Consider the following 22,287-nt stretch of genomic DNA (forward strand, 5'->3'; position numbering starts at 1 on the left):
CAGAAGAAAAGAGGGAAATGAAATGAAAAAATTATTAGCATTTGCATTGTCTGCGATTGTGAGTGTATCTGTATTAAGTGGTTGCGGTAAGGATTCAAAAGAAGCAGCAGCAAAGGAAAAAGTCGTTCGTATCGGTGTAACAGGAACGGATTGAGAATCATGGAATATTCTCAAAAAGAAAGCTGAAAAAGAAGGAATTCAAGTTAAGTTAGTTGAGTTCTCTGACTATACAACACCTAATAATGCACTAGCAGATGGGGACATTGAACTAAATGCATTTCAACATATTGCTTTTTTAGAGCAATTTAAAAAAGAGCATAAATTAGATATTACAGCCATTGGTACAACACAAATTGCACCAATGGGTTTATTCTCAGAGAAGTATAAGAAACCAAGCGAAATTCCAAATGGTGCAGAAATTGCAATTCCGAATGATCCGACAAACCAAGCTCGTGCGTTAAAACTTCTTGATGCAGCTGGATTATTAAAACTGAAAAAAGATTTTGGTTTATTTGGTGATCCAAGTGGTATTGCTGAAAATCCAAAAAAATTAAAAATCACACCGGTTGTAGCGCAGCAAACACCGCGTGTACTAAAAGATGTAGCAGCATCCGTTATTAACAATGGTGTAGCAGGGCAAGCAAATCTTAATCCAGTGAAAGATGCTATTTTCTTAGAAGACCCAAAGAATGATAGTGCCAAACCATACTTAAACATTTTTGCTGCTCGTACGAAAGACAAAGATAACGCAACATACAAAAAGATTATTGAATTGTATCACTCTAAAGAAGTAGAAGAAGCACTAAAGAAAGAAACAAATGGCGGATCTATTTCTGTGAATCTTCCATTGAAAGAGATTGAGAAGATTGTGAAATCGTATTGAGTTTAATTAATTATCAGATGGGCCCCCTCTACTGATAATTAGTTCAACATATAGTGCCTAACAGACAATACCCTAATTTTGTACCCTCTAATTCTGTGAAATATAGAATCTCATATTTGTTAGGTATAGCAAGTAGAAGAGACTAGGATTTTTCCTGGTCTCTTCTTATATAGTTATTCAATCGTCACACGTTTTAAAGAAGTTTCCGCAGGTTGTTTCTGTTCCTTTATATAAGAAGTTAGTTCTTCATGAAACATATTCAGCACCTCGTTTGCTCGCTGCTGAAGCGGGGCAGGTAATTCGTCTATCATATGCGCTCCAATTTCTAGCTTCGTCCGAATTATTTTCCGCAATAAATCTTCACGCATGAACAACACCTCCAAATCGAATATTGAGTACATCACCTTCAAATTTTGCTCCTTGAATGGATAAATGCGTTAATGTTTTTGGTAATGTAATGTTTCGTTTTACGGAACCAGCGCGAATAATCAGTTCGTCGCCTTTTTGATTTAAAGAGAGTTCACTTTTATCAGAGAATGGGATGGAAAGAACAAAAATATATTCGTCCCCGTTCTTTGTTACATATTGCGTCCGCCCGTTGAATTTCACGGCAGTTGGATCAGAATCATTTTTAAATAAAGCATCGCCAACACGCTCTAACATAGATAAACCAACTACTTCTTGTTCAAACATTGGTGCTTCATAAATAGGAAGCGGCTGAAAACTATCTTGAATCAATGCTTTATATTTTTTTTGTGTATCTTTCCAGGCTTGAAAATAAGAGTCTGTGACAGTGTCAGGGATGACGCGATTAATCATGATGGCATCAACATTGTAGTCATATAGGTTTAAATATGTGAAGCTGCGCTGCGCTTCTTTAATAACCATTTTTTCTGGATTTACAACAACACGAATACTGGTTACTTCTCGGTTTGATAAAATATCTCTCATTTCACCGAGCTGTTCGAGAGTATGGGTTAATTCGCCCATGACATCATCGGTAGGAAGAGGGACCCCAAGAAGCGGCTGAGCAACAGGACGTACAACTTTTAATACTTTACGTTTAATTGGAAAGAGTTTTTCCATCCACCAGCCGAGCATATCAGGGAAGCTTAACATGGCAAGCGTTTCTCCTGTCGGTGCGCAGTCGATAATAATAACGTCGTACGTTTCTTTTTTATAGTAATCGAGTACACGAAGTAAGCTAATTAAATCTTCCATACCAGGAAACATTGTTAATTCCTCTGTAGTAATATCATCAGCTGCTTTTGATGTAAACAGTAATGTAATATACTTTTGTAGTTTTCCCCAGCCCTTTTCCATTTCATAGATTGTATTAATTTCTTGTGCCCATAGGTTTTCACGGATTTCTTGTGGTTCTGAAGACAGTTTCATTCCAAAGGAATCTCCTAAGCTATGTGCAGGGTCTGTACTCATGACTAACGTTTTTAACCCTTGTTTTGCACTTTGCATTGCTGTTGCTGCTGAAATACTTGTTTTTCCTACGCCGCCTTTACCTGTGTACAAAATAATTCTCATCATCATATCCCCTTTATTTCGGTAGTCGAATATTACGAGAGTCGAAATATGTGTTTGAATAAAAACCCGCAATGGGGCCTATTCAATCGGAATGTTTTTCATTTTAGGTGAAGTAAGTTTTTCTTCTGTTTTTTGTTGTGATGTAGCGATGTGATTCATTATTTTTTGGAAGATTTGCAGTAAAAATGCTTTTTCTTCTTCAGATAGCGCTTCTGTTACAAGGTTAAAGTAATGAGCAGCATTTTGTTTTACTTCTTCTACAAGCTCTATACCAGTTTCCGTTAAACGAATCAATACAATGCGACGATCACTTTCACTTCGGTAGCGCTCAATATATCCTTTTTTTACGAGACGATTCACTACACCTGTCGTCGTACTCATTGGAATATCAAGAAGTTCCGTAATTTTGCTCATCGTAATGTCTGTATTTCGCTCCATCCATAGTAGACAAAATACTTCTGTTTTTGAAAGTGATAAATCAAGGCTTACCCATTCTTCTGGATAGAAAAGCTTCTTGGCGTTATCAAGCAGTAAGTCTAAAAAATGTTCGTATTGTAGCAATTATTTCCACTCCCGTATATTTCGAGGTTCGTAATATTTATTATCATTCTATGTTGGATAGTAATAAATGTCAAATGTTTATTTAGACTTTTTAGTCTATTTGTAAGGAGAATTTCATGTGCTATTCTTCATAAGAGTTAAGATATGTTTCAGAAAAGGGAGAGAGCCGTGGTTCTCTCCTTTTTCCCATAACAGATTATTACCTTAAAAGGGAACAGCGATAGTTTATGTTAATGGAAGATAAACAAAAAATGTAGTTCCTTCTCCAACTTTACTCTTTACAACTACTGTTCCGCCATGTGCGTGAACAATCGTTTGAGTAATAGCAAGGCCTAGACCAGCCCCGCCGTACTGCCTTGTTCGAGAGCTATCTATTCGATAAAAACGGTCAAATATATAGGAAAGATTTTCTGCTTTGATGCCAGGACCATTATCCTGGATCGAAAGTTCCACTTGGTTGTCCATGGCCATTAAAGAGATTGTTATTTTTCCCGTAATAGGATCGGTATGTTGAACTGCATTGTGAAATAAGTTTAAAATCACTTGTTTGATTTTATCTGTATCATAATCTTCTTTTATGCCTGCTGTTAGATCGTATGTTATCTTTCGGTCGCCCCCCAAAACGCTTAATTGCGGCTCCATCTGTCGAATAAGTTCAGTGATATTGGTTTCTGATACATGTAGCCCAGGTTCACGGTCCATTTTTGCAAGAAATAATAAGTCTTCCACTAACTTGATGATGCGCTTTGATTCGCCATGCATACTATTTAAAGCACTATAGAGCTGCTCAGGACGATCTGCAGCCCCTCGTAATAACACTTCTAGGAAACCATGAATTGACGTAAGCGGTGTTCTTAGTTCATGAGAAGCGTCAGCGATAAAACGCCTCATTTGCTCTTTTGTTTCTCTTTCATGTTCAAAGGATGCTTCCAATCGCTCTAGCATGTCGTTATACGTTTCTGATAAACGGTCAATTTCCTCTTGCCCTTGATGTGTAGGTAGGCGCTCAGCTAAATTGCCTGCATTTGTATTCTTCACTGCATTTACAATGTTAGAAAGGGGGACAAGTGTTTTTTTTAGAACTGGTAAATATAGTGCTAAACCAGCAATTAGAGCTAGTCCAGATAGAACAATGAACGTGAGCAGTTGTTGAAATAGAACAGCACGTAAAGGTCTGGTATCTGTTCCGATTTGAATAATATAATCAGGAGATCGATTTAAATTGCCGTCCGGACCGGCAGGAGCACCTCCAATTGGTCTGAACACTACTAACTGTTCAATTCCTTCCTTATTACATACAACTCTATAGTCGGCTTGTTTGTGATTTGAGAATTGCTCTAATATTTTCGTATAATCCTCGTTTGAAAGCTTTGGAGAGGACATTCCAGTGTTCGTTGCTAGATCTTTATAACTACCATCCTTTCTGATAACTGCAAGTGAAATATCTTGTGAAAACAGGAATTTTGGTTTGTTAGGTTCAGGATGGTTTTCTACTTTATTTCGTGAATCAAAGGGCAGTAAATCTATTTCTGGCGGTAAAGACATTAGCTTTGCTCTTAACGTTTCAGCTTCATTGTTATATAGAAAGTTTTTCATCACCCAATATTGCAAAAGACCAATACTCAAAAGAATAAGAGATAAAATAAATAATGTTCGTGTTAGAAGTTGAAGGCGCAAAGAGCGAGGCAAAAGTACCTTTTTTATAAGAGAAGTAAGTCTAATCATGGTAAATCCACACGGTAACCCGCTCCCCTAATTGTACGAATGAGTCGATGTTCCTTATCTTTTAACTTTTCTCGAAGTGAGCGAATATACACCTCTACAATATTTTCATCTCCTTGAAAGTCATAGCCCCATACCTTATCAAGTATCATTCCCTTGCTCAATACAATTCCATGGTTCATTACAATGTATTTAAGAAGCTCATATTCCGTCGGGGAAAGTTCTAATATTTTGCCGTTAAATAGTAATTCTTTCCTACGATCATCCACCTTAAATGGGCCATAAATGACCTCTCCGAATAGATTTGGAAATTGATTGCGAAGACGAGCGTGTATACGAGCGAGTAATTCATCGAAACTGAATGGTTTTATGACATAGTCATCTGCTCCTAACGTTAATCCTTTTACCCGATCATCCACTTCGTCTTTTGCGGTAAGCATGATAACGGAAGTGTGAGATCCGCTCTTTTTAATCATACGACACACTTCGAATCCGTCGATGCCGGGCATCATTACATCTATGATTGCTACATGCGGCTGAAATTCTTGTGCCAAGTTAATAGCGCTTATCCCATCAGTAGCTTTTTTTACTTCATATCCTTCGTTCATTAATCCTATCTCTAAAAATTGTAAGATGTGTGGTTCGTCATCTACTAACAGTATTTTAATTCCTTTAAGAGAATTCATCTTTTTCACGCCCCCTGTGTGTAATTATTACTATTATCTACGATTATGCTGAAAGTTTGCTGAAAGTAGTCTGAATTAGCAGTGGCAATTTTTTATTTCTTCTTACTTAATCTTTAATATTAAAAGGATTTTACGTATTCAGGAAACTTTCAGCTTATACTCAAGTCCATTTCAGGTGAAAGGATGATAATACAGCCATGGCCTAGTTCAAAATATAAAATGATGAAGGAGTTGTAATATCGTGTTTTCAAGGTTAAAAGGACGATTAGATGTGCCTTTAATATTGATAGTTTTATTGGCAATTTTTTTAAATGGATATAACATTTGGACCGATCAATATGCAAATACTTACTATACAACTGCGGTAGCAAGTATGTTGAAAAACTTTCATAATTTCTTTTTCGCTTCTCTCGATTCAGCAGGATCTGTAACGGTAGATAAACCACCTGTTACATTTTGGATTCAAACGATAAGTGCTTATATTTTTGGTTTGCACGGTTGGAGTGTGATTCTTCCTCAGGCATTGGCTGGGGTGGGCTCAGTATTGCTCATTTATTTTTTAGTAAAACCATCTTTTGGCTTAGCTGCTGCACGACTTGGTGCTTTAGCTTTCGCATGTACGCCAATTGCAGCGGCAGTGAGCCGAACAAATAATATTGATAGTATGCTTGTATTTACCCTCTTGATAGCCACTTGGCTTTTATTTAGAAGCGTGAAGCGTAGTAGCATTTGGAGTCTCTTTGCTGCCTTTGCGGTAATAGGCTTGGCCTTTAATATGAAGATGCTACAGGCTTATATGGTACTTCCAGCTTTTTATGTCTTCTATATTTGGGCTGCCAAAGTAAACTGGAAGAAAAAGATTGGTTTACTCTCTGGGGCAACAGTTATCATGCTTATTATTTCCCTTTCATGGGCAGTTATTGTGGACGCTATTCCTAAAGATAAGCGTCCATATGTTGGTAGCAGTCAGACAAACTCAGTTCTAGAATTAGCGTTTGGTTACAATGGAATTTCGCGTCTTACAGGAAATCAAGGAGGCGGCGGGAGAGTACCCGGTGTGAACAATCAACAGCGACCACCTCAAGATAACAATGAGGCGCAGCAGAACGATAACACTGAAAGTGGAGTTAATCCAATAAACGGAAATGACAATATTCAAGGCGTTCAAAGGGGTGGCCCACCCCAAGGTAATAATGGTGGCCCAGGCGGTAAGATAGGTGGTAACTTTGGAACTGGTGAGAAAGGATTATTCCGTCTATTCCAGTCTGAACTGTCTGGTCAGGCTAGTTGGCTTCTTCCGTTTGTTGCTATTGCTAGTATTAGCTTGCTGGCCGGTTTACGAAGAAATAATATGACGTTGAAGCATAAAGAAACAGTCTTTTGGCTCGTATGGTTAATCCCGGCGATGGGATTCTTCAGTATTGCAGGTTTCTTCCATCATTATTACTTGATTATGCTTGCAGCTCCTATTGCAGCTCTGTTTGGATCCGGTTGGACACAGCTTTTTGAGGATTACAAAAACAATACTGGCTGGAAATCTTGGTTATTGCCGACAGCAGTTGTAGGAACGGCGGGATTCCAATGGTACATTATCCATCCTTATGACGATGTGATTGGGGCTGGGTGGTCTATTGGTATAGCGTCTGCAGGAATAATCTTTGCTTTAGCGCTTGTCCTGTCTAAGTATAGAAAGGTAAAGTTGCCTCCTGCAGTAAATATTGCAGGATTACTTATACTGCTGATTGGGCCGTTGTATTGGGCTGCTACACCAATTACGTATGGTGGAAACAGTATGTTACCACAGGCGGGACCGAGCTCGGCAGATGGTAAAGGTAATATGGGTGGGTTCCCAGGGGGAGCGATGCCTAGATTGAATGGGCAAGGAGGACCTGGCGAATCTGATACTTCATCAGAAAATCGTATGAAAGCTCCAATGGCTAACGGGCAGCCTTCAGGAATGCCAAGAAACAAGCAAGCGGGAATGGGTAGCGAGAGTTTAGATAGTAAAACTTTGTCATACTTAAAGAAAAACAATACTGGTGAACAATATTTGTTTGCCACGACAAGCTATCAAACTGCAGCTCCTTACATTATAGATAAAGGAGAATCCGTCATAACAATGGGTGGATTTTCCGGTTCTGATCCGGTTTATACCGTTGAGAAATTAAAGAAATTAGTATCAAGTGGAAAAGTGAAATACTTCCTCATTTCAGATGAAGGGGTGCGACACGGAAGTTCTGAAGTGACAAAGTGGATTCAGGAAAATGGTGAGAAAATTCCATCTGAAGAGTGGCAGACAACGCAAAATAGGGACAAGGAAAGAGGTAATATGGGTGGTCCTGGGCGCTCAAACACTTTATATAAAGTAACATTGTAAAGGAGTAGAACGAGAATGAGAAACAATATATGTTATTCGGTTATAATCCCCATGTATAACGAAGAATCAGTTATTGAAGAAACTTATCGAAGACTGAAAAAGGTCATGAAGGATACGAATGATACGTATGAATTACTGTTCATTAACGATGGAAGTCAGGACAAATGTGCTGATATTATAAAGGACTTTGCTAGAGGGGATAAAACAGTGAAGCTCATTGATTTTTCCCGGAATTTTGGTCATCAGATTGCAATTACAGCTGGCATGGATTATGCAAAAGGGGATGCGGTTATTATCATTGACGCTGATTTACAGGATCCACCTGAATTAATTTTGCAAATGATTGAAAAATGGGAAGAAGGTTATGAAGTAGTCTACGCAAAACGAATCAAGCGTAAGGGTGAAACATGGTTTAAAAAGTGGTCGGCAAGCACGTTTTATCGCGTGCTTCGCGCTTCCACGGATATCGATATACCAGTGGATACTGGAGATTTTCGTCTTATGGACAAAAAGGTATGTAAAGAAATGAAACGGATAAATGAGAATAATAGGTTTGTTCGAGGATTAGTTAGTTGGGTCGGATTTCGTCAAACTGCAGTTGAATATGTTCGAGATGAAAGGGTGGCAGGTGAAACCAAATATCCTCTTAAGCGAATGATAAAGCTATGCTTGGATGGAATTCTTTCCTTCTCTTATAAACCATTGAAGTTGGCGATCTATTCCGGATTGCTTCTATCTGGGTCGGGTTTCCTATATCTTATGTATGTTCTATATCTTACTATATTTACTGAGGCAACCATGAAAGGCTGGCCTTCTATAATTAGTATTATGTTAATCTTTAACGGTTTTATGTTATTTATGCTGGGGATTATTGGTGAATATATTGGCCGCATCTACGATGAAACAAAAGGAAGACCTTTATATATTGTTCGAGAATTTTATGGGGAACTGGGAACGGAAAAGTCAATTACGGGCCATGAGGTAGTGTATGAATAAGGGTTTGATACAAATTTTGAAATTTTTAGCAGTGGGTGTGCTTAATACTGGTATTGATATAATGATTTTTACACTGCTGGTCATGGGGGAGACACCGTTTTTATTGGCACAGTGGATATCCTATAGCTGTGGCGTAGCGAGCAGCTACTTACTTAACAGACAGTGGACGTTCCAACAAAAAGGAAGAAAACAAGTTGCAAAAGAACCATTGAAGTTTATATGCGTTAATCTTTTAAGCCTTGTTGTAGTATCTCTAATACTAAGTAGTATGCATGATACTTTAGAGCAGTCTTTGGCTGTTTCTAAAGTGACTGCAACATTGATTGGTAGTTTAATAAATTTCATAGGAAGCCGATATTGGGTGTTCCGTTTTTCTTGCAGTAAAGGAGTGGAGCCCAATGAAAATTAAAAAACAGCTATTTTGACAGCTGGTCTAGGCACCTGTTTTTTTGCATTCTTCAAATTGGTTTTCATTCTATGTTTAGTTGAAAATGTATAAAATAATTATCTTTTTATTTTTTCCATATTATACAAAAAATACGCTTTATAATAGAAAATGTGTATGATAGATTAATAAAAAGAGAAGTATATTTTACATAAAAATCCATAATAGGAATAGTAATGTATGTACCTATTATAAATGTCAGCTAACAAGGGGGAGAACAATGAGAAGAAGAAACACCCAAGCGTTCACATTTTTAGCATGGACATCTTTCGTTTGTGCACTTTCGGGCATGTTAATTGGTATTTATACGCTAGAGGAACCACTCAGTGTAAAAGGCTATTATTTACTTGGTACATTATTTTTAACGATGTCTTGTTTTGTATTGCAAAAAACAATTCGTGATAATGAAGAGGATAATGCAAACAACATCCATGCTGAACCAGTTTCCAAAAAAGAAACAATTGAGAAATAAGAATGAACTCTGTTTAATGGAATTTTATATATTAAATTGATAAGGGAGGCAGAAGCCTTTCTTTTTTTATGTAAAAATCCTGTAAGTACCGTGTGTTGACTTGCTTGAACTACTGAAAATTTGGTATCATCAATAGTATTGTAGATTGTACGATATATTATGGAGGTGGCCTAGCCGTGTCAAGAATTTCCGTTGAGAATGTAAAGCATGTTGCGCATTTAGCACGTCTTGCAATTACAGATCAAGAAGCAGAAAAATTTCAAAAACAACTCGATGCAATTGTTACATTTGCTGAGCAGTTAAATGAATTAGATACAACAAACGTAAAACCAACAACTCATGTACTAGATATGAAGAATATTATGCGTGAAGATGTACCTGAAAAAGGTTTACCAGTTGAAGAAGTATTAAAAAATGCACCGGATCACAAAGATAATCAAATCCGTGTTCCTGCAGTATTAGAATAGAGGAGGGGAATTTCGATGTCATTATTTGATCGTTCTGTATCAGAGTTACATAAAAAATTACAAAGCAAAGAAATTTCCGTTACGGATTTAGTAGACGAATCTTACAAACGTATTGCGGATGTTGAAGATAACGTAAAAGCGTTTCTTACATTAGATGAAGAAAATGCACGTGCAAAAGCGAAAGAATTAGATGCAAAATTAGGCGCTGAAGATAATGGTTTACTATTTGGTATGCCAATCGGTGTGAAAGATAACATCGTAACAAAAGGTCTTCGTACAACGTGTGCGAGTAAAATATTAGCAAACTTCGATCCAATTTACGATGCAACAGTTGTGCAAAAGCTAAACGCTGCTGACACAATTACAATCGGTAAATTAAACATGGACGAGTTTGCAATGGGTTCTTCTAATGAAAACTCTGGTTTTTATGCAACAAAGAACCCATGGAATTTAGATTATGTTCCAGGTGGATCTAGTGGTGGTTCTGCAGCAGCAGTAGCGGCAGGAGAAGTATTATTCTCTTTAGGTTCTGATACGGGTGGTTCTATCCGTCAACCAGCTGCATATTGCGGTGTTGTTGGTTTAAAACCAACATATGGTCGTGTATCTCGCTTCGGTTTAGTTGCATTTGCATCTTCACTTGACCAAATTGGACCGATTACACGTACAGTAGAAGACAATGCATACTTACTGCAAGCTATTTCAGGTGTTGACCGCATGGATACAACTTCTGCAAGCATTGAAGTTGGTAACTACTTAGCTGGTTTAACAGGCGATGTAAAAGGCTTACGTATTGCTGTACCAAAAGAATATTTAGGTGAAGGTGTTGGCGAAGAGGCTCGTGAGTCTGTACTAGCTGCTTTAAAAGTGTTAGAAGGCATGGGCGCAACTTGGGAAGAAGTGTCACTTCCACACTCTAAATATGCATTAGCAGCATACTATTTAATTTCTTCTTCTGAAGCGTCTGCTAACCTTTCACGTTTTGATGGCGTACGTTACGGCGTTCGTTCTGATAATGTGAATAACTTAATGGATCTTTATAAGAATACACGCAGCGAAGGCTTCGGTGACGAAGTAAAACGTCGTATTATGCTTGGTACATTTGCACTTAGCTCTGGTTACTATGATGCATATTACAAAAAAGCACAACAAGTACGTACATTAATTAAAAATGACTTTGAAAATGTATTTGCAAACTATGACATTATTATTGGGCCAACAACCCCAACTCCAGCGTTTAAAGTGGGCGAAAAAATCGATGATCCAATGACAATGTATGCAAACGACATTTTAACAATTCCAGTAAACTTAGCAGGTGTTCCAGCAATTTCTGTTCCATGTGGATTCGGCGCGAACAACATGCCTCTTGGACTGCAAATTATTGGTAAACACTTCGATGAAGCAACAATTTATCGCGTTGCACATGCGTTCGAGCAAGCAACAGATTATCATACAAAAAAAGCAAGTCTGTAAGGAGGCGAGCATAGATGAATTTTGAAACAATTATCGGTTTAGAGGTTCACGTTGAGTTAAAAACAAATTCGAAAATTTTCTCTGCGAGTCCAACAGAATTCGGAGCTGATCCAAATACACAAACAAGTGTAATTGACTTAGGATATCCTGGGGTGCTTCCAACTCTAAATAAAGAAGCAGTTAACTTTGCAATGAAAGCTGCAATGGCATTAAACTGTGAAATCGCAACAGAAACAAAATTTGACCGTAAAAACTATTTCTATCCAGATAACCCGAAGGCTTATCAAATCTCTCAATTTGATAAACCAATTGGGGAAAATGGTTGGATTGAAATCGAAGTAGACGGCAAAAAGAAACGTATCGGTATTACACGTCTTCATTTAGAAGAAGATGCTGGTAAATCAACACATACTGGCGAAGGTTACTCATTAGTAGACTACAATCGCCAAGGTATGCCGTTAATCGAAATTGTATCTGAGCCAGATATGCGTACACCAGAAGAAGCGTATGCATATTTAGAAAAGCTAAAATCAATCATTCAATATACAGGCGTATCTGATTGTAAGATGGAAGAGGGTTCTCTTCGCTGTGATGCGAATATTTCTCTTCGTCCAGTTGGACAAGAAAAATTCGGTACAAAAGCAGAGCTGAAAAACTTAAACTCTTTCACTTACGTACAAAAAGGTCTTGAGTTTGAACAAGCACGTCAAGAAAAAGAACTATTATCTGGTGGTATCATCCAACAAGAGACACGCCGTTATGATGAAGCAACGAAGAAAACAATCTTAATGCGTGTAAAAGAAGGATCTGACGATTACCGTTACTTCCCAGAGCCGGATTTAGTTGAACTTTACATCGATGATGAGTGGAAAGAACGTGTTCGTGCTTCTATTCCTGAACTTCCAGATGCTCGTAAAGTACGTTATGTTGAAGAGCTTGGCTTACCAGCTTATGATGCACACGTATTAACATTAACGAAAGAGATGTCTGATTTCTTCGAAGCAACAGTTGCAGATGGTGCAGACGCGAAATTAACATCAAACTGGTTAATGGGTGAAGTACTAGCATACTTAAACAAACAACAAAAAGAATTAAAAGATGTAGCATTAACACCAGCTGGTTTGTCTAAAATGATTCAATTAATTGAAAAAGGTACAATTTCGTCTAAAATTGCGAAAAAAGTATTTAACGAGTTAATTGAAAAAGGTGGAGACCCAGAAGAAATCGTAAAAGCAAAAGGTCTTGTTCAAATTTCTGACGAAGGAGCGCTTCGTAAGATCGTAACAGAAATTCTTGATAATAATGAACAATCTATTGAAGACTTCAAAAACGGTAAAGACCGTGCAATTGGCTTCTTAGTTGGTCAAATTATGAAAGCAACAAAAGGACAGGCAAATCCACCGCTTGTTAATAAAATCTTACTTGAAGAGATTAATAAACGATAAGCTTGAAAACAACAAAGATTAAACAGAAAAACACCCAAATATGGGTGTTTTTCTGAGTTAATCAAACGTTTGTTTAAATAATATTTCGTTTAAACAAACGTTTGATTAACTGACAAATATAAGGAAAATGTCTTCCGTTAAGTATGGTATGATAGTTGCAAAAAGGTTGTAATAATGATAAATCTTAATCTAGAGAGAATTTTTTCATGATATGATATGAAATAAATGTTAATTTAGTGTTAACAATGAAATTATATGCTTTGTCAGGTTTAAGGAAGTATATGTAGAATTGAGAGGAGGGTATGCATAGGAATGCTAAGCAAATGCTTGGCGGCTATTCCTTTCCCTTTTTGATGAATGAGGGTTTTCCTGTGCTAATGTTATATGAAACGTGCAAGAATTATTTATAATCCAACTTCTGGTCGCGAGTTATTTAAGAAGAACTTACCAGAGGTACTACAAAAATTAGAGAAAGCAGGGTATGAAACGTCATGTCATGCGACGACAGGTCCTGGAGATGCGACTGTGGCAGCGAGGCAAGCGGCAGAGCGTAAGTTTGATGTTGTTATTGCAGCAGGCGGCGACGGTACGTTAAATGAAGTTGTGAATGGTTTAGTTGGAAATGAACATCTTCCCAAGTTTGGAATTATTCCAGTTGGAACGACAAATGACTTTGCCAGAGCGATTGGTGTACCGCGTTCAATCGAAGAAGCTACTGATATCATTTGTGCTGGTCAAACGGTACCTCTCGATCTTGGAAGAGCAAATGATACATACTTTATTAATATTGCAGGCGGTGGCCGCATAACCGAATTAACATATGAAGTACCAAGTAAGTTAAAAACAGTACTTGGACAACTTGCGTATTATTTAAAAGGTATTGAAATGTTACCATCCTTACATCCGACATATGTAGAAATTGAATATGATGGAAAATTATTGCAAGAAGAAATTACAATGTTTTTGATTACAAATACACGATCAGTCGGCGGCTTTGAAAAAGTAGCACCGTATGCCTCTATTAATGATGGTTTGTTTGATTTGTTAATATTAAAAAAAGGATCGATTGCGGATTTAATTAAAGCAGCTACACAAGCGCAGCGCGGTGAGCATATAAATAACCCGAAAGTATTATATACACAAGCGAATCGAATTAAAGTGCATTCAACAGAAAAATTAATGATTAATTTAGATGGTGAATACGGCGGGGATGCACCGATGGAGTTTGAAAATGTGTATCACTGTTTGGAATTATTTATTCCAGAACAAAAAGAAACTACCTTGTAAAAGGTAGTTTTTTGTAAAGAGTGTAAATTGGTGTTTTGTTGTTTCTTTATTGTATCTTTACAATTCCTTCATAGTTCATATATATCCCCTTGTTACAATAAAGGTGAGTAACAAAGGGGAGGTAGGAGGTTATGGGGGAAATGAAAGCAATTTTATTTGATAAAGATGGTACATTAATGGATTTTCATTCCATTTGGGTAAAAGTTGCAGAGGAAGTTGTTGCAGAGCTAATCCGAACATATAAACTACCTACAACGTTACAAACAACGTTACTGCAAGAGATTGGCGTAGAAGAAATGTTTGTGAATCCGCATAGTGTATTGGCTGCGGGAACAAGTATGGATTTAGCATATATTTTTTGTAAGCATGTCCCATCATTTTCTGTAGCTGAAATGCGAGAATGGATAAGTGAAAAGTTATTTTCCTTTATGTATAAGCAGCGTTCGCATATGAAAATGACAGCGGATTTACCAAAGTTACTAACAAAATTAAAGGAACAAGGGTATATTCTCGGTGTTGTCACAGCAGATGATTATGAACCTACGCAGTTATTTCTACAGCAATATCAATTACAATCGTTTTTCGAATTTATTGTAACGTCAGATACATTTCCAGCGCAAAAACCAAATAAACAAATTGTAGACGTATTTTGTGAGCAGTTTCAACTGCATCCTTCTGAAGTTGTGATTGTAGGAGATACACCAACAGATATGTATTTGGCTCAAAATAGCGGAGCGGGTTATGCGATTGGTGTTCTTTCAGGAACAGGCGATAAGGAAACGTTAGATCCATTATCTGATATATTGTTGCCATCTGTAGGAGAGCTAATTTCTGATTCTGGTAAGCTAGTATGGAATGAAACGGAAAAATTCATGGTAAATAGATAGAAATCTTTTGAATAAGTCTACAAAGACTCGTTTTGAGTCCTTGTAGACTTATTTTTTTATGTCAAAATCTATAGAAATATAGGAGTACAGTGTGTTTTAAAGTTGGCATACATTTTGCATTATAAAAAGCAAATCATTAAAAGAGGTGGAATATACAATGAAAACAAATTTTGCTAAAGTTAATCAAACTATTCCGGGTTCAAAAGCAGCTTCATTATTTGAACGCCGCCAAAATATCGTACCAAGAGGAGTAAGTAATGGAATTCAAACATTTGTACAATCGGCTCATGGGGCGCTTGTTACAGATGTGGATGGAAATCAATTTATCGACTTTGCTGGAGCAATCGGTACAATCAACGTCGGACATTGTCACCCGACTGTTACAGAGGCTCTTCATAAGCAAATCGATCAATATATCCATACCGGTTTTAACGTAATGATGTATGAGTCGTATATTGAATTAGCAGAAAAACTAGCTGCGTTAGCACCAGGTGCTTTTGATAAACAGGTATTGTTTTTAAACAGTGGAGCTGAAGCTGTTGAAAATGCAGTGAAAATTGCTCGTAAGTATACGAAGCGAACAGGGATTATTGCATTTTCAAAAGGGTTTCACGGCCGTACATTAATGACGATGACAATGACAAGTAAAGTAAAGCCGTATAAGGATGGATTTGGTCCGTTTGCACCAGAGGTTTATAAAGCTCCATTCCCTTACGAATATCGCCGTCCAGCTGGATTAACAGAAGAACAATATGAAGATTTTATCATTGAAGAGTTTAAAAACTTTTTAATTACAGAGGTTGCGCCGGAAAGTATTGCAGCTGTTGTGATGGAGCCTGTACAAGGAGAAGGCGGCTTTATCGTTCCTGGTAAAAAGTTTGTGAAAGAAGTACATCGTTTATGTGCTGAACACGGCATTTTGTTTGTTGCTGATGAAATTCAAACAGGATTTGGCCGTACGGGTAAATATTTTGCTATTGACCATTATGATGTAGTACCAGATTTAATTACTGTGTCTAAATCACTAGGAGCAGGTGTACCAATCAGTGGTGTAATTGGCCGAAAAGAAGTAATGAATGAGGCTGCACCTGGTGAATTAGGCGGAACGTATGCTGGAAGTCCATTAGGATGCAGTGCTGCATTAGCTGTTCTTGAAGTAATGGAGAAGGAAAATTTAAATGAACGTGCTATGCGTATTGGAAAAGTAGTAATGGATCGTTTCCATCAAATGGCTGAAAAATATGAATGCATTGGTGATGTTCGCGGATTAGGAGCAATGTGTGCCTTTGAATTAGTAAAAGATAAAGTAACGAAAGAGCCAGATAAAGCGTTAGCTGCAAGTCTTACTGCAGAAGCAAATAAGAGAGGTTTATTGCTATTAACGGCAGGGGCATATGGAAATGTCGTTCGCGTTTTAATGCCGCTTGTTATTACAGATGAGCAACTTGAAGAAGGGCTTATGATTCTTGAAGAATCACTTCAATCTTGTTATGGAAAAGTAGATAAAGCACACGTATAAGTCAGAAGTGTATTGAAATCCCTGTAAAATATTCATTTTAAAAACTTGTTTGCGGCTGTTCCAGCGCTCCCTGTTATATAATAATGACAAAGTATTATATATAAATTGGACGTATCTGAATATCTATTTAAACTTCAGGGAGTGACTGGAATGGTGGCGGAAAAGGAACGAGTATTTATGGATTTAAAAGATGTATTTGAACATGCATTTGATGAGATTTTTGTAACAGATGAGAAAGGTATTGTAGTTCGTGTCAACAGCATGTGCGAAAGGCATTACCAGTTACCAGCGGAAAATTTGATTGGTAAGAGTGTAAAAGAGTTACAAAAGGATGGGATTTTTTATCCGTCTGCAACACTTGAAGTCATCGAAAAAGGGAAGCCGATTGAATTAGTGCAGACAACAAAGTCAGGGGAATATTTACATGTTCGAACACGTCCGGTTTTCGATGATCACGGTAATTTAAGAAGGGTCATTAGCTACTCGCGCGATTTAACAGAACTCTATCAATTGCGAAAAAAGGTAGAGACAATGACGGATCAATTAAAAACGTATAAAAAAGAATTACGAGAAACATATGAGCATGAAGGGCTTATTTTTAAAAGTGCAGCTATGCAGAGGATAGTTGAAACGATCAAAAAAGTATCTGTAGTAGATAGCACGGTTCTTGTTTTAGGAGAAACAGGAGTTGGAAAAAGTAGATTAGTACGCCATTTACATGAACTTAGCCATCGTAAAAATGAAATGTTTTATGAAATCAATTGCGCAGCCTTGCCAACAAATTTAATTGAATCTGAACTGTTTGGATATGCCAGTGGTTCTTTTACAGGTGCACATCGCGAAGGGAAAAAAGGGATTTTAGAACTGGCTCATAAAGGAACGCTCTTTTTAGATGAAATTGGAGAAATGCCTCTTGAAATTCAAGCAAAGCTGTTACAAGTATTACAGGAAAAAACATTTCGCCCAGTAGGAGGCAGAGAATTAAAAAAAGTAGATGTGCGCATTGTGGCTGCAACGAATAGAAATTTGAAAGAAATGGTGAAACAGGGGACGTTTCGAAAGGATTTATATTACCGCCTGAATGTGATTCCGATTTATATTCCTCCTTTACGTGAGAGACAAGAAGATATTTTACCACTAGTCTATTATTATCTGCAGCATTTTAATGAGAAGTATGGGCGTAATGTGAAGCTATCTCCGCATGTATTACAAGCATTTTTAGAATATCCTTGGGAAGGAAATAACCGAGAAATAGAAAATGTAATGGAACGTGTTGTTATTACTACGGATGAGCTCGTTACAATGGAAGAATTACCATTATCTATGCAAAATTCTACAATTGAACAATCCGGAAAAAGTTTGTATGAAATGTTAGAGGAAGTAGAGCGCAATATTATTTTAAAAGCGTATAAAGCACATCAATCAAGCTACAAAGTAGCAGAGACTTTAAAAATTAGTCAGTCCGCAGCAACTAGAAAAATTAAAAAGTTTATTGGAGAAGAACTTCTCATTGAGGGAGAAGAAGGGATTTAAAAAAGTACCATTGCATTTGGATGTTTCTTTCGTGATTGGTACAGTAAATATAAAGGAGGATGAAAAGGTTGGATAAAAAAACAATGGCTATCAATTTAGATAAGAAAGCGATGTATATTAATGGGGAATTCGTTCATTTACATGAACAAATTGAAATTAACAATCCGGCTACACAAGAAGTATTTGCTACTGTTCCAAAAGGAGGAGTAACGGAAGCAAAGCAAGCGGTAGATGCTGCACATGAAGCATTTAAGACTTGGTCAAAGCTAACGGCAGCTGAGCGTGCGAACAAATTGAAAAAGTGGTTCACATTAATTGATGATCATAAAGAAGAAATTGCAGCTATTATGACAAAGGAACAAGGAAAACCATTCGCAGAAGCGCTTGGTGAAGTAAACTATGCGAATAGCTTTTTAGAATGGTATGCAGAAGAAGGGAAGCGTGTATATGGTCAAATGATTCCTGCTTCTCATCCTAATAAGCGCATCCTTGTATCGAAACAGCCTGTTGGGGTAATTGCAGCAATTACGCCATGGAACTTTCCAGCAGCTATGATTACAAGAAAAGTGGGGCCAGCATTAGCAGCGGGATGTACGGCGGTCGTGAAGCCGGCGAGCCAAACGCCATTAACAGCATTAAAACTAGCTGAGCTTGCACATGAAGCAGAAATTCCAAAAGGTGTCTTAAATATCGTAACAGGAAGTGCGAAAGCTATTGCTGATACATGGATGAATGATGGACGTGTGAGAAAAGTATCCTTTACTGGATCAACGGAAATTGGAAAAGAATTGATGCGCGGTGCAGCTGAAACAGTGAAAAAAGTTTCATTAGAATTAGGTGGTCATGCACCGTTTATTGTAATGAATGATGCAGATTTAGATAAGGCTGTAGAAGCAGTAATCGGCTCAAAATTCCGTAATGCTGGTCAAACGTGCATTTGTACGAATCGAGTTTTTGTTCAAGAAGATGTGTATGAAAAATTCGTAGAGAAGTTCCAAACAGCTGTAGGAGAACTAAAAGTAGGTGACGGTTTTGCTGCAGGTACGACTGTCGGACCGCTTATTGATGAGTCAGCTGTTGAAAAAGTGCAAGAACATATAGAAGATGCGATTCAAAAGGGTGGAAAGGTACTTAATGGCGGACAAAAGATCACAGAATTAAACGGCCATTTTGTTCAACCAACTGTAATCGGCGAAGCAAATGATGATATGTTATGTATGACAGAAGAAACATTTGGACCACTGGCACCTGTTGCGAAATTTAAAACGGCTGAAGAAGTAATTGAGCGTGCAAATAACACGCCATATGGCTTAGCGGCATATATCTTTACAACAAATATTAGCCAAGCATTCCAAATTAGCGAAGCATTGGAATACGGAATTATTGGCTTAAATGATGGTCTTCCATCTGTTGCACAAGCTCCATTTGGCGGATTTAAAGAAAGTGGTATTGGCCGTGAAGGCGGTCACTTTGGAATTGAAGAGTATTTAGAAATTAAATATATTTCATTAGGATTATAAAAGAGAATCGCATCAACGAAACCGTTGATGCGATTTTTTTAGTACGCTTATTAGAATGCCCAGTTTCCTTTACGGAAGATTGGTTCATGTGTACCATCTGCTGTAATACCATCAATATCAAGTTCCGCAGAACCGATCATAAAGTCTACGTGTGTAATACTAGAGTTTGCACCGTTTTCTGTAAATTCTTCTTTAGACATTGTTTTACCGCCGTCTAAGTTAAATGCATAGGCATTACCAATTGCTAAATGACAAGATGCATTTTCGTCAAATAGCGTATTGTAGAATAAAATATTTGTATTCGAAATAGGTGAGTCGTGAGGTACTAATGCAACTTCTCCTAAGAAGTGAGAACCTTCATCTGTTTCGATTAAATGTTTTAATGTTTCTTCGCCAGCTTCAGCTTTGAAGTCTACGATGCGGCCGTTTTCAAATGTAAGCGTAAAGTTATCAATAACATTTCCTGCATAAACTAATGGTTTTTTACTTGTTACATAGCCGTTTACGCCTGTTTTTAATGGCATTGTAAATACTTCTTCTGTTGGAATGTTTGCCATGAATGGTACATTTTTTTCGTTAATGCTGCCAGCACCTACCCATAAATGCTTTTCAGGAAGTTCGATTGTTAAATCTGTTCCTGGTCCTTTATAGTACAGCGCTTTATAGTGTTTGTCGTTTAAATAGTCTACTTTCGTATGTAAGTTACCATTATGCTCGTTCCAAGCTTGAACAGGATTTTCTAAATTAGCACGAGTTGCTTGGAAAATTGCATCCCATAATTTTGCTACTTGTTCTTCTTCCGGTACATCAGGGAACACTTTTGCTGCCCATTCTGTTGTTGGAACAGAAATAACGCACCAGCTTACTTTATCAGCCATCATATATTCGCGAACTGCTTTCATTGCTTCTCCAGCTGCTTTATTTGCGCTAGCAATGCGCTTTGGGTCTACACCTTTTAATAAATCAGGGTTTTCCGCATAAATGGATAAAAATGCTGCTCCTTCTTTTGCTAGTTCTTCACGTGCACGCGCTTTCCATGCAGGAAATTCAGAAAATGCTTCTTCTGGTGCTAAGTCGAATTTTAAGCGTGTTAAATTTTCATCAACCCAATCGACATACACATGCTTTGCACCTGATTCATAAGCTTTCTTTGTAACAAGACGAACAAATGGAGCAGCTTCAATTGGCGCGCCAATATTTAATGTTTGTCCTGGTTGAATATTTACTCCGACATTTACAGCTAACGCAGCATATTTTTCTAACGTTTGTTCAAATGACATATATATTCTCCTTTGCGTAAATAGTTCTTATGTACATAATACAGGAAAATTCTGAAAATATAAATAGAACCCGATTGGAATCGGGTTCTATTTCTTATTTAATTGCCAGCGCAAACTGTTCCACTGTTGTTGAGTTATGAATGCGGACGCGTTTTATACGTAACAATTCATCTGGCTCACCTTTTTCAATAAATTGACCGGGTTTTGTTGTTGTTGCAAATTGGTAATATTTTTTTGTTTCAGCAACAACGCGGTCATTTACATGGCCAAATGGATAAGCGATAGCGATAACAGGTTTTCCAGTAATCTTTTCGAGTTTTTCCTTTGAACCTTTTAGCTCTTCCTCATAGTTTGTAATTTTCGGCAAATCCGCATGTGTTTCTGTATGAGACTGAACAGAGAAAATGCCGGAATCTATCATTTCTTTTATATCTGCTGTAGATAGTGAGCCGTCTGTATCGATGGAATTGACAATTGCATATTCTGTCGCGGTTGGCTTGAACTTATCATCTTTCAGCTTTTGTAAAATATGAAAGGCATTCAAATTATTTTTCATACCATCATCAAATGTAACAAAAATCGGTTTGTTGACTTTGTTAATGTCGCCCCAGCGTTCAAAGGTTAACAATGTGTAGCCATTGTCTTTTAAATATTGCATTTGCGCTTCAAAGTTGGCAGGGGATACAAACAGATCTTTCAGGCCATAGCCTTCTTTATAATCATCAATCGCATGATACATTAGAACTGGAGCGTATTGCTGGAATACAATTGCCGATTTTGTGAGTGGAATGGTTTTTCCATCTTCTTTTACACCATTTGCTTCAATTTGATACTCACCGCGTTTTTCTTCAAATTCTTTTAGATCAAACGGTAAAGAAAAAGAGTTCTCTTTTTCTTTAGAAGAAAATGTTTTTGCACTCTCTTTTCCGTCAGCAGTGCGCCAAATTTTATATTGTACTTCTGTAATTGGAGTTGTTACATCTTTCGTATATAAAACTGTATTTTTTGATTCGTATGTAATTGGATTCCAAGAAATAGTTCCTTGTGGCTGCACTTTCTCTTTTGTTTTCTTTTTTGTTTGCTGTTCAGCAGCTTGAACTTCTTTCTTTGGATCTTGTTGAGGTGCATGACTACAACCAGAGATGAACAGCGTAGACAATAATATAGTTGAAATATATTTTTTCATCGTGTAAGC

At 37.4% G+C, this 22,287-nt stretch carries 19 protein-coding genes and 1 pseudogene; 13 read left to right on the plus strand and 7 right to left on the minus strand.

Annotation, left to right across the window (positions count from 1 at the left end):
* Positions 1-22: 22 nt before the first annotated feature.
* Positions 23-883, plus strand: a pseudogene (locus tag AB1284_RS24425) (MetQ/NlpA family ABC transporter substrate-binding protein).
* A gap of 173 nt (positions 884-1,056) precedes the next feature.
* Here the strand turns inward: AB1284_RS24425 and AB1284_RS24430 are convergent.
* From AB1284_RS24430 to AB1284_RS24450, 5 genes are all read right to left on the minus strand, one after another.
* The gene (locus AB1284_RS24430) at positions 1,057-1,251 is read right to left on the minus strand and encodes a DUF3926 domain-containing protein (protein ID WP_429752683.1); all 195 of its coding nucleotides are present in this window, start codon (positions 1,249-1,251) and stop codon (positions 1,057-1,059) included.
* Positions 1,244-2,425 carry an ArsA family ATPase gene (locus AB1284_RS24435; protein WP_429752682.1) on the minus strand — a complete coding sequence of 394 codons (1,182 nt, stop codon included), beginning with the start codon at positions 2,423-2,425 and terminating at the stop codon, positions 1,244-1,246. Before AB1284_RS24435 ends, AB1284_RS24430 begins: the two co-directional genes overlap by 8 nt.
* A 75-nt stretch (positions 2,426-2,500) precedes the next feature.
* Positions 2,501-2,983, minus strand: a complete 483-nt coding sequence (locus AB1284_RS24440; RefSeq protein WP_429752681.1) for a MarR family winged helix-turn-helix transcriptional regulator — start codon at positions 2,981-2,983, stop codon at positions 2,501-2,503.
* 225 nt (positions 2,984-3,208) lie between these two features.
* On the minus strand, positions 3,209-4,708 hold the full coding sequence (locus tag AB1284_RS24445) for a sensor histidine kinase (protein ID WP_429752680.1): 1,500 nt from the start codon (positions 4,706-4,708) through the stop codon (positions 3,209-3,211).
* Complete coding sequence (locus tag AB1284_RS24450; protein ID WP_429752679.1) at positions 4,705-5,391, minus strand: response regulator transcription factor; 687 nt, start codon at positions 5,389-5,391, stop codon at positions 4,705-4,707. The genes AB1284_RS24445 and AB1284_RS24450 overlap by 4 nt, the downstream gene beginning before the upstream one ends.
* A gap of 238 nt (positions 5,392-5,629) precedes the next feature.
* Between AB1284_RS24450 and AB1284_RS24455 the strand changes: the two genes are divergently transcribed.
* The 12 genes from AB1284_RS24455 (at position 5,630) to AB1284_RS24510 (ending at position 19,812) form a co-directional block, all read left to right on the plus strand.
* Positions 5,630-7,768, plus strand: a complete 2,139-nt coding sequence (locus AB1284_RS24455) for a glycosyltransferase family 39 protein (protein ID WP_429754387.1) — start codon at positions 5,630-5,632, stop codon at positions 7,766-7,768.
* A 15-nt stretch (positions 7,769-7,783) separates the two neighbouring features.
* Positions 7,784-8,764, plus strand: a complete 981-nt coding sequence (locus tag AB1284_RS24460) for a glycosyltransferase family 2 protein (RefSeq protein WP_429752678.1) — start codon at positions 7,784-7,786, stop codon at positions 8,762-8,764.
* Positions 8,757-9,173, plus strand: a complete 417-nt coding sequence (locus AB1284_RS24465) for a GtrA family protein (RefSeq protein WP_429752677.1) — start codon at positions 8,757-8,759, stop codon at positions 9,171-9,173. Before AB1284_RS24460 ends, AB1284_RS24465 begins: the two co-directional genes overlap by 8 nt.
* Positions 9,174-9,429: 256 nt before the next feature.
* A complete protein-coding gene (locus AB1284_RS24470) occupies positions 9,430-9,681 on the plus strand; it encodes a YiaA/YiaB family inner membrane protein (RefSeq protein WP_429752676.1) in 252 nt (83 codons plus the stop codon).
* A 176-nt stretch (positions 9,682-9,857) separates the two neighbouring features.
* Positions 9,858-10,148: an Asp-tRNA(Asn)/Glu-tRNA(Gln) amidotransferase subunit GatC gene (gene gatC, locus AB1284_RS24475; protein ID WP_017154187.1), complete on the plus strand. Its 291-nt coding sequence runs from the start codon at positions 9,858-9,860 to the stop codon at positions 10,146-10,148.
* A 15-nt stretch (positions 10,149-10,163) separates the two neighbouring features.
* Positions 10,164-11,621, plus strand: a complete 1,458-nt coding sequence (gatA, locus tag AB1284_RS24480; RefSeq protein WP_429752675.1) for an Asp-tRNA(Asn)/Glu-tRNA(Gln) amidotransferase subunit GatA — start codon at positions 10,164-10,166, stop codon at positions 11,619-11,621.
* 14 nt (positions 11,622-11,635) lie between these two features.
* A complete protein-coding gene (gatB, locus tag AB1284_RS24485; protein WP_429752674.1) occupies positions 11,636-13,066 on the plus strand; it encodes an Asp-tRNA(Asn)/Glu-tRNA(Gln) amidotransferase subunit GatB in 1,431 nt (476 codons plus the stop codon).
* 384 nt (positions 13,067-13,450) lie between these two features.
* The gene (locus AB1284_RS24490) at positions 13,451-14,353 is read left to right on the plus strand and encodes a diacylglycerol kinase (protein WP_429752673.1); all 903 of its coding nucleotides are present in this window, start codon (positions 13,451-13,453) and stop codon (positions 14,351-14,353) included.
* A gap of 131 nt (positions 14,354-14,484) precedes the next feature.
* On the plus strand, positions 14,485-15,240 hold the full coding sequence (locus AB1284_RS24495; RefSeq protein ID WP_429752672.1) for an HAD family hydrolase: 756 nt from the start codon (positions 14,485-14,487) through the stop codon (positions 15,238-15,240).
* 157 nt (positions 15,241-15,397) lie between these two features.
* The gene (gabT, locus tag AB1284_RS24500) at positions 15,398-16,759 is read left to right on the plus strand and encodes a 4-aminobutyrate--2-oxoglutarate transaminase (RefSeq protein ID WP_429752671.1); all 1,362 of its coding nucleotides are present in this window, start codon (positions 15,398-15,400) and stop codon (positions 16,757-16,759) included.
* 150 nt (positions 16,760-16,909) lie between these two features.
* On the plus strand, positions 16,910-18,292 hold the full coding sequence (locus AB1284_RS24505) for a sigma-54 interaction domain-containing protein (protein ID WP_429752670.1): 1,383 nt from the start codon (positions 16,910-16,912) through the stop codon (positions 18,290-18,292).
* A 110-nt stretch (positions 18,293-18,402) separates the two neighbouring features.
* Complete coding sequence (locus tag AB1284_RS24510; protein WP_429754386.1) at positions 18,403-19,812, plus strand: NAD-dependent succinate-semialdehyde dehydrogenase; 1,410 nt, start codon at positions 18,403-18,405, stop codon at positions 19,810-19,812.
* A 50-nt stretch (positions 19,813-19,862) separates the two neighbouring features.
* Here AB1284_RS24510 and AB1284_RS24515 read toward each other — a convergent pair whose 3' ends face one another.
* Together AB1284_RS24515 and AB1284_RS24520 are read right to left on the minus strand one after the other, a co-directional pair.
* Positions 19,863-21,092 carry an aminopeptidase gene (locus AB1284_RS24515; RefSeq protein ID WP_429752669.1) on the minus strand — a complete coding sequence of 410 codons (1,230 nt, stop codon included), beginning with the start codon at positions 21,090-21,092 and terminating at the stop codon, positions 19,863-19,865.
* A 94-nt stretch (positions 21,093-21,186) separates the two neighbouring features.
* On the minus strand, positions 21,187-22,278 hold the full coding sequence (locus AB1284_RS24520) for a polysaccharide deacetylase family protein (protein ID WP_429752668.1): 1,092 nt from the start codon (positions 22,276-22,278) through the stop codon (positions 21,187-21,189).
* Positions 22,279-22,287 lie beyond the last annotated feature (9 nt).

The organism is Bacillus sp. S2(2024) (genome assembly GCF_050474045.1).
Lineage (GTDB): Bacteria > Bacillota > Bacilli > Bacillales > Bacillaceae_G > Bacillus_A > Bacillus_A yunxiaonensis.